Source organism: Bacteroidia bacterium (assembly GCA_040880525.1).
Classification (GTDB): Bacteria; Bacteroidota; Bacteroidia; order CAILMK01; family JBBDIG01; genus JBBDIG01.
The window spans coordinates 70,563-86,916 of the sequence record JBBDIG010000028.1 but is presented as its reverse complement, the minus strand read 5'-3'; the positions used below and the strand labels follow the sequence as shown (position 1 = coordinate 86,916).

The following is a 16,354-nucleotide window of genomic DNA, read 5'->3' as shown; positions in this document are numbered from 1 at the left end:
TTGCTGTTAAATGAGCTTCTATAATTATTGGGACTATCACGATAATGGTAATGGTTGCGAGCCAGAGCGGCCACACCCCCCTGCCCCCCTCAATGGGGGATTCGCGACCTGAGAGGTCGCTTCGGAGGGGCGATCCGAGATGGTATTTTTCATTTTGAATTAATCCTGGTTAAAAGATCAGCAGCTTTCTCTTTTTATGTTTTAGCGTTTGTGATTTTGCGCTGAAAGCGCAAAAATCCCCCCTGGAGGGTCCGAAGGACTCCGGACTCTTTCGGAGGGGCAAGGGGGGTGTCAAGCCCGCTACTCAACGCTTAAACACTTATTAAGCATTTTCCGGCAATTTTCTTTTCAGATCATCCGGCCCATCATGCACATACACCGGATATAATTCTTCCAGCTTTTCAGCATAACCCTCAATATCCAGCCCTATTACTTTGGAGAGGCGGTCATCTGCTTTAATCAACCCTCTGTCCATTAAATTCCTCATAAAGCTAAACTGCGTAAAAATATCGTGTGCTGTAAAATTTATGGTCATGCTGCTTAGGGACTGGGGCGCAAGATTGCCATAGCCCTTAGAATAGTCAAAACTCAAATACAAATCAACACCATACACCTTTATTTCAGCAGGATCGAACAAAAGCAAATCTGACACAGTCTTTTCCATCATCGAAAAAGTTCCGTTCCATGTTAATTCCGCTGAACCCGGAATGACACGCGCTTTTGTCGCTGATTTATTCATCACCTGTTCATAGTCCTCGTTTTTAAAAACACTTGAATCTTTAAAAACAAAATACTTACAGTCTCTTATTAAATTCCCTAATGTTTCCTTTGTCCTTCTTTTAATCCGGCCATTGTTATAGTATGCGATGTCCGGACGGCCATGATACTTGCTTTTAGCACCTTCCCGCTTCGATTCCAGGGCATTTAACTCCACTATTAAATCAGCGCCATTTATTTCTTCACTATAATCTTTATCAAAAGATAATGGACCAATAACCGCCATTCGCTTTCCATTGATCAATTCATAATAATCCGGATCAATTTCCTTCCCGATGGCCTTTTCCTTTCCGAAGAATTTTCTGTAAAAGGGACTAAGTTTAAATTGATGGCTATCTGTCATCCTTCCCGGATGCTCTTCCCATAAGCCCTGATCGAATAAAGAAGACATTAGCAAATTAGGAAGTTGCAGATTGTAATGAATCCGGGATTTCAATGATTTTAAAGAAGCATGGGATTTATGCCTGCAAACCACAGCTTCCTGAAAAAGGCCGAAGCTTAATAAGTATGTAGCCAATTCAATCCATTCCCCAGGGGTCAAGCTATCTGAAGGGCAATCATCAAAAGCATTTCTGAGCTCCGGGCTTCGATTATTAGTCCTTAATACTTCATGCAACAACCCCCAGACATGCAGTGGAATATTTTTGTATTTAATCCCTGTCTTTTTAAAATGCCCAAACAGGTGATGTAAGCCATTTCCATCCACATCCTTTAAATCCTTCCCTACGGCTTTGTGGGCTTTGACTACTCTGGTAAAACGCTTTTTATTGGGCTTAAAAACCAGCGCATATCTTTTATTAATTAGCGTTAATATCCGGTAATATGAAATCATTTTTCCGCTATTATATATTATAAGAGGTGATCAGGTTCATACTTCTCCGCAAATAATTACAATGGAACGAGATGCTATGCGCTAATTCCGCTTTCCCTCTTTCACCGTTATTGTATTCCATCCACATGATTTTTAAGCAGAGGCGTTCCACGATTAAGATCAATTTTAGCTTGCTTTCCCAGCACTTGATCATAATATTTAGGATGCAGGCCATAGCCAGGACGTATGGACCGCACGTTCTCACTAGTGAAGACCTCTCCCCGCTCCATGTCTTTTACCACAAAAAGCGAGCGGGCGAATTTCCGGTTACTTTCCACCTTTTCGGGAATTTCATACGTAACCTCACCTAGGGCTTTCTCTGCATTTCTTACGGCTTCCACCAGGGCGCTAAACTCAGTTGGATCTAATGAAAAAGCGGCATCCGGCCCTCCAATGGTTTTATCAAGGATGAAGTGTTTCTCAATTACCCTTGCCCCTAATGCCGTGGCAACAACCGGAACGGTATGGCCGAAAGTGTGATCTGAAAGTCCCACTTCTACATTAAACCGATCCCTCATATCCACCATTGTTTTTAAATTGGCCAATTCAATAGGTGCCGGATAAGCAGAGGTACATTTTAGAATAATGATCTCATTATTTCCAGCCTGACGACATGTACTTATGGCCAGTTCAATATCCTCCTCAGTTGCAATGCCCGTACTCATTATCATGGGTTTTCCCTTTGATGCTGCGTATGCAATAAGGGGAATATCCTGAATTTCAAACGAAGCGATTTTATACGCGGCTGTATTCAGCTCTTCCAGAAAATCAACAGCAGTTTTATCAAAAGGAGAAGAGAAGCAAATCAGACCTTCTTCCTTTGATATTTCAAAAAGCTCTTTATGCCATTCCCAGGGCGTATGTGCTTCTTCATAGAGATCATATAAATTGCGCCCATCCCATAGCCCTCCTTTAATTTTAAAGTAATCCTTAACCGAATTAATGGTAATCGTGTCAGCCCTGTAGGTCTGGAATTTAATTGCATCTGCACCCGCAGCTTTTACCGCGCGCACAGTGTCCACAGCCGTCTTTAATTGCTGACCATGATTTGCTGAAAGTTCAGCGATAATTAAAACTCTTTGCCCAATCTTGAAATCAGCTATTTTCATAGACATATTGTAAACTTGGAATATTATTAATAACTATTTCCCTATCCAAAGTGAATCCGGCCTTTTCAAATACTTTAACTGAGGATTGATTTTCAACTTTAATTTGGGCAATAACCGGTAGCGGAGATTTTTCTCTGATTTTTTGAACGGCCCCTATTATCATGTTAGCGGCATAACCTTTACCCCGGTGATCGGGCACAACATTGAGACCTATCAACCAGTAATCATCTACACTATCCATTCTCACCAAACCTACATCCTGTTCCCGCTCATTCGCAAAAACAAAGAATTTTGTTGCCCCGTTTTTTAATTTATCTTCAAACCACTTTTTATGATCCTCAAAACTGAAAACTGAAGAATTAAATGAATTTGCGCGTGTCACAGGGTCACTATTCCATTTATAAATTTGCTGGCAATCTGCCATTGTTGCTTCCCTGCAATTCAATTTTTCAGTCATGCCATTGATTGCATTCATGCTACCGTTCTCATACTCAAAAAAGCATTCTTCATTCTGTCCATTGACTTCCCATCAATACAAACTTTTTGATGTTCGGATATTTCCTTCAGCCTATCTAAGGAGAGTTGCTTTATTGCTCGTTGAATAGCCATCTCATCAAATTCTCCTGCGTCCTCAAAGGCATCGAAATGCAAAAGCCCCTGGTATATTCTTTTCTGATTTTCAGCACAATATCCTGAAATCACAGGCAGCCGACATGCAATGCATTCATACAATATCCCACTGGCCGGTACGATTGCAAGATCAGCATCCTTCATCGCGGCCAGCATTTCCGCCTCTCTCAGATTTTGGCTGATCGTCAGTCTGCTGCTTGCATTTATCCTGCGTTGATTCAATTCAATTATATTCCGGAAACTCCCACCTACTATAGCATGGACGTGATAATCGGTATTTTGCAATAGCCATCCGGTTACAATATTTACGAGGTTCTTGGAATCAGCACCTCCAAAACAAACCATTACCGTTTTTATTTCAACTTTTGCCCTGCGCTCCTCACGCGCTGCTTTCAGAAACTCCGGGCGCAACAAGGCATAATCCGGCCCCAATGCAAAAACAGGATTTTTGGTATCCAGCGTATAGTCTTCCGCTTTTAAGCCCGGTGCATGATTAATGATCATATCCGCACAATAATTACCCTTTCCATCATCCTCTATGATGGCAATCTTTACCGGGTATTTCCGCAAACGCTGCTGGTATTTTTCTCCAAACCAGTATCCATCCAACACCACAATTTCATCTCCCTTAAGACAATCCTCCAAATCAAAGGGAATTTCATCCTCAGCATTCCTGCGGTCAGGAGTGGTGTACGCCACCGGAGGAAGCTCAATCAGCCCGACACCTGCATTTTGTAGCTGCAACAGCATTGCGTTGCCTGGGGTGGCAATTGCTATATGGCATTCAAAATCTTCCTTCAGCATCTGGGCTAGGGCAATCGAACGGGTAAAATGCCCATAGCCTATCTGGCTATTTGCATCGGCCCTGAAAATAACTTTTGTTTTTTGTTCCAGGATTAATTCAATCGTTTAAATCCGCCATGACAAACCGGGCCTTCCAAAAGCGCATCAATACTTTTATCTCCTTTCTCACAAATCGCAATCGTTTCAAAAAGCGGCTCCAATTCTTCAAAATATCTTTTAAGCTGTGGAGCCTCATGCGCGATGCAAACGTATACGCTATTGGATGCAAGGATGCCTTTTTTCAGCATCTCCTGGGTGATGTATGTTTTATATTTCAACCAGTTTGGGGCATTGATGCCGAACGAGGTTAAAGCCGGAATTCCAGCGGTGGTCAGGTTTAGCTGATGCTTTGCGCCCAAGTCCTTCCACCTTTGGGTAATTTCTTTGCCGGTGGCTGTAATGCGTTCCCAAGACCTGGTTTCTTCCATCACCTCCAAAGTAGCCAATGCAGCAGCAGGGCCTATCCGTTCCGTCCAGAACGTGCTGCTAATAAAGGTTTTCTGCGCTGCCTCTATCACTTCGCGCCTGCCCACTACTGCGGTAATTCCGTAACCATTGCCCAGTGCTTTGCCGTACATACAGAGATCCGGCTCCACCCCGAAGTTTTTGTGTATGCCGCCAAAGCTCTCCCGGAAGCCGGAGGTGCATTCATCGAATATGAGTACGATACCGTTTTCCGAAGCCAGCTTACGAACCGCCTCCAGAAATCCTTCAGCAGGCCCCATGTTGCGGGTCACTTCCATCTTGATAATCCCGATCTCAGGATTGTCATTTACCAGCTTCCGCAGTCCGTCAATATCATTATAGTTGAAGGGAATAACCGTATTGCGCAATCCCTTTGGAACGCCTGCGGGGTCGAGGCCTGGTAACAAGTGACCTTCCAGTCCGTCTTCCTCTCCCAGGTTGGCTGACAGGTACCAGTCATGCCAGCCGTGGTAGCCACATATAGCAACTTTGTCTTTCCCGGAAGCAGCCCTTGCAATACGAATGGCGATTGCGTTGGCCTCTCCACCCGATCTTGCAAACCGGACCATTTCTGCCCAGGGGTTTAGCTCCACCATTTTCTCCGCCAGGTATACTTCTTCAGGACAGTTCAAGGTGGCCATATTGCCTTTGTCAATCACCTGCCTTACGGCTTCGTCTACCTTCGGATGTCCGTAACCTAATGTGTTTGTTCCAATGCCCATGATGGACATATCCAGGTATTTATTTCCGTCCAGGTCCCACACCTCACAGCCTTTTGATTTGCTGAAATAGGCGGGCCATTGGTCTGGAAGGAACATCTCCGGCCGTTTTGAAAGAAGCATGGTACCTCCCGGTATCAGTCGCTTCGCTTTTCTATATAATTCTTGTCCTGTCCCCATTTTAAATATTGCTTTCCTTTTGAAGGGATTTTAATAGCCCCTCATTTCGTATTATTTTTTGATTGATAAATCTTTCGGGATTTCTAATTACGTATTCCGTATATGCCTTCCAACCTGCATCAGTGCCTAAAGCATCAATCAGGTGTTCCACAGCCTCAAAATCAGCCGGTTCATCCACCGTCATCCTGATATGATTAAAATTATCAGGGGCCGGATAATTGGCAGCCTTAAAAATATTGCCCCCTTTATAATCGCTGTTATTTCTGATAAAAGGCGTGACATGTTCGCGCTCCGATTGCAATTTGGCTTCTTTCCAGGCTCTTTCCAATGCACTGAATTTAAGTACCTCCACATCCTGTCCATCAGGGAAATGCTCTTCCAAAATATTCGCTCCATAATCCAAATCCTGCGAAATGGTCATTTCCACTACCTCATCAATAAGCTGCGGATCAATAAGCGGACAATCAGACGTTACCCTGACCACAAACTGAGGATTCATATTCTTGACGGCCTGATAAAAACGATCGAGTACATCATCCGTTGATCCCTGATAAACGCTCACCTGCGCCTTATTTCCAATCTCAACAATCTTTCCTGCCCCCTCTTCATTCGTTGTCGCCAATACCACCGCATCTGCTGCTTTGGCCTTCTTTAGCTGATTCAGGTGAATGGATAGCAGGGAAGTTCCATTAATCTCTTTTAATACTTTTCCTGGCAACCGGGTGCTGGCTACACGAGCCTGCGTTATAATAATTACTTTATTTTTTACCATTTTGATGGATTTAATAAATCCTTATCCGCTACTTCGATTTTATCTATTTGTTGGAATGCTTTTTCAGGGACGGTTATTTGTGTCCATTTCAGGTTTTTTTGCAACTGCGCCACCCCATCCACACCAACTAATACTTTGTCAATATAATCTTTAGACAATGCGTATTGCAGTGCCAATGCCCCGACATCAATGCCCAAATCATTCGCTATGCCGGTCAGCTCCATTACATAAGGCTTGACGGGTTGTAGCCGCGCAGGTATCCGGGACACAGGCATAAAGAACAGCCCTTGCAAAAACACCGAACGGGTATGTATTTCCTTCCCCTGGCTTTTGCAAATTTCAAATGCCGCGCTGCGATGATAGTCATTGTCCAATAGATTAAAAGGCGCCTGAATTACCGAAATGCGATCATCACCGGACAATGCTTCCATTTCTTCGTTGGTATAAACGGAAACACCCAACCGGGAAAAACTCCTGTCCTTCTCAGTTTTAATTAAATTATCTATATGATCACTGTTTTTTAAATAATCCTGATAAGTATGAAAAAAGAGTACATCCACTTTTTCTACTCCCAAGTGCGTTAAGCTTTGCTGCAATGAGGGTTGCCAGTCTGCTTTGCCATTAAGTTTTGTAATGATCCTGAACCGGCTCTCCCCATTTTGACGAATGTAGTTGCCGATAACCGCTTCGGAATTTCCGTAAGCCGCTGCGGTATCCAGATGGGTAATGCCCGCATCTTCTGCAACTTTAAGAATACTGAATGCCTCGCTCATTGAAGGTTTGCCACCAGCATTGTTAATACCGTAGGCCAACCCAAGTTGCACCGTACCTAAAATCAGCCTGGCTGTAGCGCTTTCTCCTGCCATTTCACACTTTCTTCATAAGCCTTCCCTGCCACAGCCATTATAGCTGCCACTTCCTCATCATCCAATCGTTTCTTCCATCTGCCCACCGAATCAGTGGATACCCCTTGAAAATTTGCTGCAAAGCTGCTGTTACCGCTCCATTGTTCCCCAATTTCAGTAGGTGCAATATTTAGGGGAATTTCAATTTCACAAAACTCCGTAATTTGCTTCACCATCTTCTCCGGTGATATTACCAAGTTTTCATAACAAACGATGGCCGCTTTGTCAGGGTAGGTATTGACCAGCCACATTGTGCGCTCCGCAATGATTCGATAATTCCAGGCAAACCTTCCTGCTTCATTATCGCTATGGGCATAAGCATCCACATCAATTATCTCAGCATTTACATCTGCGCCCTGAATTCCATTAAACATAACATTGGAAAGGGCCTTATTAAAAACAGTCCGGTTCTTTTCAGGAACTTTATAGTATTCAAGAATATCAGGTGTATTTTTAAACCGGCTCACCCCCAGGCTGGCTTCCACGGTTTCTTCAAAGAGGTGCTGCTGAAGATTTCGCCTCATTTGTGTTTTGCCGGTGTCCAGGTTATTTTTCCGGCACTCTTCCCGCCACGATCCCCAAACATCACGGGGATCCCGCATCATCACAAGCAACCGGGGATTTGAAAAAGCCATTAATACCCTTCCCCAATAAAACTCCAGGTTATGGTTTTTTTCCACCCATTTCTGTAACTTACTATTCTCAAAACCCGAATAATCCTTAATGGCATTCAGAAGGGCCGTTACATCTCCCTTAAATCCTGTAGGCGCATTGCTTACTGATATAAATAAATGCGATCTAAATTTTTGCAGCTTCTCCTCACTCAACTGTAACTCTACTAAACCCAGCAGCCGCTTCATTCTGCCTTCATTATCCTCACCATCTCCACTACTCCATGACAACCTCCTTAAAGTATGCATTTTACCTACACCAGGTGGTGATAAAAGACCGCTGCTGCCATCCAGTAATCGCATGAGCAAGTTTGTACCTGATCGGGTATGTCCACTAATAAATATTGGATTATCAATTATTTCCTTCACGAATTAAAACTTATAGAGATTAGAAAACATGCTAGTAATTAAGAAGAAGCAAGTTCTTGATCATGAGTTCATGGGAGAATCCTCTTTTAAAATTAAATATCTGTTGTTCCTTTTCTGAAAGCTTGTCATAATCCTCATAATATCCTAAAAGGAAACCTTTACCACCCTTCTGATGAACGTACTCAATTGCCTTATACATAGAACCATGCGCAATCCCCCGGTTGGTATTCATTAGTTCCCGGTCATAGACACCCACTCCATAATAGGTCACTTCTCCCAACATGTACCATCCTGAAGAGACTAACTTATCCTCCAGATAACCATTGATCAAAAATGCCTCACCGTTGGCTATCATATCCATCTGTATCTCCCATGACCTGTCAGATCTGGTGCTTTTGCCAGCCGTTTCCAAATGAAATTGCTTCAACTTCAGGAATTCATCCCTGTCAAAATTATCACTGGTAATTATTTTATAGTTTATATTTTTAATACACCAGTTGATCATAGATTTGTAACGCCTTCTAATGTTTGTCCAGATAATTTCCATATCAACGGACATATCAACTATGTAGCTGTACTCCTGCGAAATACTAAGTTTCAAATCAGCAGAGCCGATTAGCTCATACGTCAAAAATGAATTATCATAAAGTTTGATTTCATTTCCATTGCTAATTTCTTTTAGGAAGTCCAGTATTAGCGTTACTATTTTTTTAGAAACGAGTGGTTTAGTTAAGAAGATATTAACCGGCATGTTGTAGTAAGAAACCTCTTCTTTCATAAAAATGTAGGCAAATGCAACAGGCTCCCTTTCCGCTAAAACAACGAATGATCTATTCAGGTAATCCGGCCCAAAATATTCCAGATAATATTCACGTGCACCTGAAGAATAATTCCAGTTTTTGTTTGCTTCCACTACCAAGTTACTCTGCTGTATCTTATTATTCTCAATATCATTAAGATCAGCAAGTGCTTTCAGCTCTATATTCACCTGTTCTTCTTTAAAAATTCTTTGACCGTATTTATAACAAATTCTTGCTGCTCAACTTCTAAACTGGGATACATGGGGAGGCTAAGGCATTTGCTATAATAATCTTCAGCATTCGGAAAATCCCCTTCCTTCCATCCAAACTCGCGGTAATAAGGCATTAGGTGTACAGGAATATAATGTACCTGGGCAAATATTTTGTGTTCGCGCAGATGGTCGTATAATCCTCTGCGATCTTCTACTTCCACAACAAACAGGTGGTATGCATTCAAACCATGCGCTGTGTTCTCCTGCTTCACAATACCTGTTCCATCAAAAGCTTCAATATATCGCTGGGCAATTTCCTGCCTCCTTGCCAACCCTTCATCCGCTCTCTTGAGTTGACTGGCACCCAAAGCAGCCTGAAAATCCGTAATCCGGTAGTTGTAACCAAGCTCCTGCATCTCCATATACCAGGCTGGCCATTGGCTGTTGGCGGTTGGCTGTTGGCTGTTGGCGGCTGGCGGCTGGCGGTTGGCGGCTGGCGGCTGGCGGTTGGCCCTTGGCGGTTGGCTGTTGGCGATTGGCTGGTTGCTAAAAGCTAATGGCAACTGGCCATAAGCCATCTCCATCGTATTTTGAAACTTGTCTGGATCCTTGGTTATTCCGTGGGTACGGAGAGTCAGGAGCTTTTCGTAAAGTTTGAGATCGTTGGTGGTAATCATGCCCCCTTCACCGGCTGCAATATGTTTTACAGGATGAAATGAAAAAATGGCGAGTTCAGCAAATTTTCCATTGCCGCACATTTGCCTTGCGCCCTTTGTATCCGTGAAGTATCCACCGGGAGCATGACAGGCATCTTCTATGATCCACAAATCATACTCATCCGCTAATTGTCGGAACGCCTCCAGATCTACAGGGTTGCCGGTAAAATCCACCGGAATAATTCCTGCGAAAGTTCCTTTCGGTGAAGCCTGAAGTAACGCCCGAACCTTATTTATATCCAGCAGATAACTGTCCCGTTCAATATCTGCAAAGACCACTTCCCCACCACAATAATGAACACAATTAGCGCTGGCAGCAAAAGTGATGGGCGTTGTGATCACTTTTTGTCCTGGTCTTACGCCCAATGCCATCGCACAGAGATGCAGCGCTGCTGTCCCATTGCTAACGGCTACCGCATACTTTGCCCCTACGTACGAGGCAAAGGCTTCCTCAAATTCCGCAATCTTTGGTCCCTGCGTCAGGTAATCAGATTTCAGCACTTCCACCACAGCAGTGATGTCCTCGTTTGTAATATCTTGCTTGCCGTAGGGTATTATTTTATCCACAAATACACACGAATTGAAGTACACAAATTGACACTAATTATTAGAGGATTATTCTCTTGTATTGAAGCTTGGTGGTGCCGAAATTAAGCAGAAGGGCTACTTTTAACCCTGTTGCTTTCAGGTAATTCAGCACCTGTGCAGAATGCACTGGTAGCAGACCCTCCATTGCTTTTACTTCTACAATCAATTGATTAAAGCATACGAAATCTGCAATATATTGTTTCATTAATAAACGACCCTTATAACTAATATTCAGTCGCTGTTCTTTAGTGTACTGAATTTCACTTTCTAAAAGTTCGATACCCAGTGCTTCCTGATAAACCGGCTCTAAAAACCCACAACCTAATTCATTATGTACGTTCATCGCACAACCAATAACCTTATAGCACTCTTCTTTTAATTGAAAATCCCCGGTGCCTATAATATTATCCACGAAACCATTTAAAAGAATACAAACTAATTTTCTTTGCCAAAACGATCAAAGTAACACAACAACATTCTTTATTTGTGTCCATTTGTGAAAGCATCAGTGTCAATTTGTGGAATTTTTTGCGGAAACTTTTGTGGAAGCATTTGCATCAATTTGAGGATTAAATGAAGGATCAACATGTTCCCTAATTAGCGACCTCATTTCTTCAACACCTACCCATGCTGTGTTGCTGCTTGAATTGTAACAAAAACCTTCCGGGACTTTTTTCGCGTTAAAATGCTTAATAAAGTCTTCCATTTCCCATTTGGTCTTGGATGGAACAATTACATAATACTTGCCCAGGTCATAGGTATAGTATGAGTCGGAAGTAGTGATCATTTCCTCGTGGATCTTTTCACCGGGACGTATGCCAATCACCGGTTTGCTGCATTCCGGGCCTATCGCCTCCGCTACATCCGTGATCTTATAGGACGGGATTTTGGGCACAAAAATCTCTCCGCCCCAGGCGTGCTCCAAAGCGTGCATCACCATATCCACACCGCCCTGCAGGGAAATATTAAACCGCGTCATTGTATCGTCCGTTATGGGTAAACTTCCCTCTTTACGCTTTTTCAAAAAGAACGGAATAACTGATCCGTTGGAGCCCATGACATTGCCGTACCGCACCACCGAAAAAATTATAGGATTCCATCCTTTAATATTGTTAGCGGCAACGAATAACTTATCCGAAGCGAGTTTAGTCGCACCGTAGAGATTAATGGGTGCCGCTGCTTTATCAGTAGATAAGGCAATCACCTTTTTCACATCCGTTTCCAGGCAAGCTTCTATCACATTTTCAGCACCAATGATATTGGTCTTGATACATTCCATTGGATTGTACTCGGCAATAGGAACATGTTTCATAGCCGCAGCATGAATAACATAATCAATACCTTTCATGGCACGAATCAACCGGTTCCGGTCCCTGACATCACCGATAAAAAAACGCATAATTTTTCGGTGCTTCTCGGAAGGGTAGTCATTTGCCATTTCAAACTGCTTTTGCTCATCACGGGAAAATATGACAAGCCTGTCTATATCTCCATGATGTTCCAGCAAATGCTTCGTCAATGCCTTTCCCAGCGAGCCGGTGCCGCCTGTAATTAAAATTGCCTTTCCTTTTAAATCCATATTTCTTAAATTCAGATTAAAATCTAAACCTTACCACTAAAGCTCCTGCAATTGCACCATTTTCTTAAATCCAAAATTTTGATTAATCAATTCCGAATAATTGCCAATAGATTCAATGCTTCCATTATTTAATAAAACAATTCTGTCAGCATTCCTGATGGTTGATAGTCTGTGTGCCACAATCAAAATCGTGTAGTTGCCCTTTAAGGCATCAATGCTGGTTTGTATGGCCCTCTCTGTCTCACTATCCAGTGCAGATGTGGCTTCGTCCATAATGAGAATATCAATGTCCTTATATAATTCACGGGCAATGGAAATGCGCTGTTTTTGACCTCCGCTCAGGTTTACCCCGTTGTTGCCGAGGATGGTATCAGGTCCGTTATCAAGTCCTGTCACAAATTCGTCAATAGACGCTCGCTTCAGGGCATTATTGAAACGTGATTCGTTTTCCGGGTTGCGCTCGGACCAAAACGTTACATTATTGTATATGGAATCGTTGAATATTACCGGTTCCTGTGTAATGTATCCAATACGTTCCTGATAAGATTGAATATTGAGTTTTAGGATGTTAATATCATCTACCTGCATCCTGCCATCCTTCAGCTTCATCAAGCCTGCCAGCAGATTTACCAGAGTAGTTTTACCGCTTCCGCTTTCACCTACAAAGGCTACTGTTTCATTCCGGTCAATGGTCAGGTTAATATGTTTAAGAACCACATCCTCACCGTAGGAGAATGAAACATCTTCTAGAATAATTCTATCCTTGAAAGCATCTATTTTGACTTTACCCGGGCGCTCCTTATTGCTTTTTATTTCTTCCTGAAATGCCTGTGTATTGCTAAGCGATCCTGAAACTTCAAGAAACTTATTCCAGAAATTCTGCATCGTCAACAAGGCCGTAAGTGCGCGATAAAAAAACAGGAGGCTGATGAGGATAGGACCCAACGGAGCGCCAAGTAAACCTGTTTGGATAATTATGACAATAGCCACCACAATAATAAGCAAAGGCTCTCTTGCCGAGGCGAGAAATGCAGCAATAATCCCTATCTTTTTTCTTATCTGCTCAATACTAATTATCGTCTTTCGTAATTTATCTGCATAGACCTGCACCAGACCGGTTGCTTTCAGATACTTAAAGTTACCGACATGCTGAATCATCTGCCCCTGGTAGCTGTGCGAGTCTTTGGTGAATTTTTTCGAAGCAGTTTTGGTGTACTTGTACAAAACCTGATAGAGCAAATTGGTGAGCACGCTGCCAAGTGCCACAAGCAAAGCAAATCTTGCATCCACAAAAAAGGCAAAGGATACATAAATCATAACCATAAATGCCTTCTCTACCGTCTGAAAATAATTTTGAAAGGCCCTCGCTACCCGCGACACTTCACCTGTCATGGTATTTTGGATACGGCCCACATCCGAGTTTACATAATAATTATAATTCACACGATTAAAACCCTGTAGAAGTTCCAGCCTTAGTTTCTTTATGAAAAATTGCTGTATCAATACCCTGTACACATTGTTTATAAATAATGCGACTCCTTTCAATAAAAAGAATATGACGATAATCGCAAGTACATTGAACAACGTAAGTGATATGCCAACCCCTTCCATCATTTCTACAAGAAAACCCATTTTTCCCATTCCCTCGGAGTCAACAGCGGAATCTTCATTGGTCATTTGCAGTAACGGCAGGAACATGGCGAGGCCAAATCCATCCAGCACGCCCACCAATAAGCTGATGCCCACACTCAGAAATATCCGGTAACGGAGATGCCGGTAGAAATAAGTGAAACTCTCGAAGTTTCGCGCTATAAGTTTTTTTATGGCACTCACGCTAAGCGCTAAATATTAATATACTTGTCATTCTTCTAATTTCTCAACCCTTCCTACAGCTTCGCCTCCTCACTCCCACAGCAAGTTTTTTTCATTCCAATAAAATTTCCAGCAATTGAGCTGGATATTAGGCACTTACGCCATCTTCCCACAGGATGAGGGCCTTTTCCGGGGCGATGGTTCCTTTCAGGTTTTCGTACTCTTCGCTCAGCAGGACCAGGGGTCTTACTTTGCGCTTTATCAGGGTTTCTGCTTTGCCGATGAGGCGGTGCAGCAGGTCGCGGTCTATATCGCCTACCAGCACAAGATCAATGATGCCGCTGTCGTTGCCGTTGGCGTAATCGCCTGTAATAAGGGCGAGCTTCAGGTCTCCCAGTTTATGTATTACGTCTATAATGAGTTTGTCAAGCCCCAGATACTTCATCACGATGCTGTTGAGTTCCGGGAAGAGCGGATGCTTCCGGTTGGCCTGGTAGACCTTTTTATTGCCGCTGTCACTCGATTGCAGCAGTCCTGCATTCGTCAGCTTATTCAGTTCCAGGCGCACGGCATTGGTAGATTCATCAAACTCCACGGCCAGGCCACGCAAATGGGAGGTTGCATTGGAGTTCGAAAAGAACTTCAGCAACAGCTTAATTCGGGTCTTGGATGTGATCAGGGAATCTAACAAAATCGTCTGTACGGGTTCTGGGGCAAAAGTAAGGTGCATTGTTTATTTATCGAGTAGAATTCTTACTCTATCTCGTTACGCTATTATTAAATTTTCTTTAAAAATTGTTCAGGTACTTTTACCATCATCGCCTGTTGGATCGCTTCAATATGTACCATGAAGAAATGCTGGTTGGCCATCTCCGTGATCTCGCCTTCCATGCCTTCAAGCGGGCCGCCCATTACTTTTACGCGGTCGCCCTGCTCCAGTTCTGAATCATTTTGTACCGTTATGCTGAGACCGGTACTGATAAATCGTTCAATAGAGTCAAGTTCTTCCTGCCGGATGACAGCGGGCTTGCCGTTGTACCTGACGTAGGTGACAAGGTTTGGCTGCCATTGTAGTAATTCCGGTATTTCGTGCTCTGCACAATGGATGAAGATATAGGACCGGAACAGCGGGACTTCCACTTTCTTTTTGCGGTCACTCCATTGTTTTACCTCCTCTATGAGGGGAAGATAGGTTTGCTGTCCGTGTCGGGTGAGTTGCTCCAAGGTCTTTTTTTCAGCCCTGCTCCTGGTATAGAACACATACCATTTCGCTGTTGCTGCCACGTTGAATGCTTAATGCTGGTTGTAGGTTTCATGCCGAATGAGTAACAATCTTACTCGACACTCATTTATCCAGGGGCAAAGATAAATGTACTCCGGTAAATCCAAAACTTTCCTGCTCTTTTTCAGCTACACCTGCTCTTTGCTCCTGAGGAAATCATCCACATTGCTGAAGTGGAAATCCGGGTACTCGGCCAGGAACTTCTGCGGTTTCAGTCCGCCTTGCAGTGGTCGTGGGGCTTTTTGCGCAATTTCAGCCGTAGTAGCTGGAATTACTTCCACCCTGTTCACGGGGAAATGCTTGAGGATGCGCTGAGCAAGTTGCACCCGATTCAGGGAATCAGTAGAAGCTACATGATACAAACCCTTTTTGTCATCGCCAATCAACAGGTAGAGCATACGTGCAATATCGAACGCATTGGCCGGGGTGGCATACTGGTCGTAGGGCAGGCGCAGTTGCAGTGTTTTGCCTTCGATGATGGCCTCCACGATCCTTGATATAAAGTTCTTGTTGCGGATCTCATCGCCATACACATTGGTGATGCGCAGGATGAGGTGATTTTCAGTAGTTGCCCGCACAATGTTTTCAGCTTCCAGCTTGTGCCGCCCATATACGGATAGTGGATTCACTTCGGCTTCCTCGTCATAGGGGCCGTTGGTTCCATCGAATACGTAATCGGTAGAAATGTAGATGAATTTCGCATTGTACTGCTTCACCAGCAGCGCAACATTGGCCGTGGATTGCACCGTTTTCTGATAGCTCTCTTCCTCATGGTCTTCGCAATGATCTACATGAGTGAGCGCCCCGGCATGTAGGATAATGGAGGGCCGGAAAGCCGCTATATCAAAGTTATCCGGGTCATCCAGCCGGAGGGTATTGAAGAATTGCGTTTGCTCTGTAGGAAAAGAAAAATGGGTTCCCGCCACCTTCCATTGCGAGTTGCCGGAGAATAGGTTGAGACAATTGCCACCTACCAGCCCGGATGCGCCTAAAATTAATATGTTCATGGTTTTTTATGTTTTGTGATTTTGCAGCGTTGTGTGTGTGTGTGCGT

General features: G+C 43.5%; 14 protein-coding genes and 1 pseudogene. All 15 read right to left on the bottom strand.

Features of this window, described 5'->3' with window-relative positions; translation table 11 throughout:
* Positions 1–322 precede the first annotated feature (322 nt).
* The 15 genes and pseudogenes from WD077_08375 to WD077_08305 all read right to left on the bottom strand — a co-directional run bounded on the left by WD077_08375 (position 323) and on the right by WD077_08305 (position 16,307).
* On the bottom strand, positions 323–1,609 hold the full coding sequence (locus WD077_08375) for a hypothetical protein (GenBank protein MEX0967240.1): 1,287 nt from the start codon (positions 1,607–1,609) through the stop codon (positions 323–325).
* A 107-nt stretch (positions 1,610–1,716) separates the two neighbouring features.
* Entirely contained in the window at positions 1,717–2,757 is a 1,041-nt protein-coding gene (pseI, locus tag WD077_08370; protein MEX0967239.1) for a pseudaminic acid synthase, read from the bottom strand.
* A complete protein-coding gene (locus WD077_08365; GenBank protein MEX0967238.1) occupies positions 2,744–3,232 on the bottom strand; it encodes a GNAT family N-acetyltransferase in 489 nt (162 codons plus the stop codon). Before WD077_08365 ends, pseI begins: the two co-directional genes overlap by 14 nt.
* A complete protein-coding gene (pseG, locus tag WD077_08360) occupies positions 3,229–4,260 on the bottom strand; it encodes a UDP-2,4-diacetamido-2,4,6-trideoxy-beta-L-altropyranose hydrolase (GenBank protein ID MEX0967237.1) in 1,032 nt (343 codons plus the stop codon). The genes WD077_08365 and pseG overlap by 4 nt, the downstream gene beginning before the upstream one ends.
* 23 nt (positions 4,261–4,283) lie before the next feature.
* A pseudogene (locus WD077_08355) lies at positions 4,284–6,366 on the bottom strand (aminotransferase class III-fold pyridoxal phosphate-dependent enzyme).
* Positions 6,360–7,232, bottom strand: a complete 873-nt coding sequence (locus WD077_08350; GenBank protein ID MEX0967236.1) for an aldo/keto reductase — start codon at positions 7,230–7,232, stop codon at positions 6,360–6,362. Before WD077_08350 ends, WD077_08355 begins: the two are co-directional and overlap by 7 nt.
* Positions 7,202–8,311 carry a sulfotransferase gene (locus tag WD077_08345; protein MEX0967235.1) on the bottom strand — a complete coding sequence of 370 codons (1,110 nt, stop codon included), beginning with the start codon at positions 8,309–8,311 and terminating at the stop codon, positions 7,202–7,204. Before WD077_08345 ends, WD077_08350 begins: the two co-directional genes overlap by 31 nt.
* A 31-nt stretch (positions 8,312–8,342) precedes the next feature.
* Entirely contained in the window at positions 8,343–9,299 is a 957-nt protein-coding gene (locus WD077_08340; GenBank protein MEX0967234.1) for a hypothetical protein, read from the bottom strand.
* Positions 9,296–10,606, bottom strand: a complete 1,311-nt coding sequence (locus tag WD077_08335) for an aminotransferase class I/II-fold pyridoxal phosphate-dependent enzyme (GenBank protein MEX0967233.1) — start codon at positions 10,604–10,606, stop codon at positions 9,296–9,298. The genes WD077_08340 and WD077_08335 overlap by 4 nt, the downstream gene beginning before the upstream one ends.
* 40 nt (positions 10,607–10,646) lie before the next feature.
* Positions 10,647–11,039 (bottom strand): GxxExxY protein, encoded by a 393-nt coding sequence (locus WD077_08330; GenBank protein ID MEX0967232.1) that lies wholly within the window; start codon positions 11,037–11,039, stop codon positions 10,647–10,649.
* Between the two features lie 99 nt (positions 11,040–11,138).
* Positions 11,139–12,206 (bottom strand): UDP-N-acetylglucosamine 4,6-dehydratase (inverting), encoded by a 1,068-nt coding sequence (gene pseB, locus WD077_08325; GenBank protein ID MEX0967231.1) that lies wholly within the window; start codon positions 12,204–12,206, stop codon positions 11,139–11,141.
* A 36-nt stretch (positions 12,207–12,242) separates the two neighbouring features.
* Positions 12,243–14,039 (bottom strand): ABC transporter ATP-binding protein, encoded by a 1,797-nt coding sequence (locus tag WD077_08320; protein ID MEX0967230.1) that lies wholly within the window; start codon positions 14,037–14,039, stop codon positions 12,243–12,245.
* 127 nt (positions 14,040–14,166) lie between these two features.
* On the bottom strand, positions 14,167–14,748 hold the full coding sequence (locus WD077_08315) for an ArsR family transcriptional regulator (GenBank protein MEX0967229.1): 582 nt from the start codon (positions 14,746–14,748) through the stop codon (positions 14,167–14,169).
* A gap of 47 nt (positions 14,749–14,795) precedes the next feature.
* Complete coding sequence (locus WD077_08310; GenBank protein ID MEX0967228.1) at positions 14,796–15,302, bottom strand: UpxY family transcription antiterminator; 507 nt, start codon at positions 15,300–15,302, stop codon at positions 14,796–14,798.
* Positions 15,303–15,428: 126 nt separating this feature from the next.
* Entirely contained in the window at positions 15,429–16,307 is an 879-nt protein-coding gene (locus tag WD077_08305) for an SDR family oxidoreductase (GenBank protein MEX0967227.1), read from the bottom strand.
* Positions 16,308–16,354 lie beyond the last annotated feature (47 nt).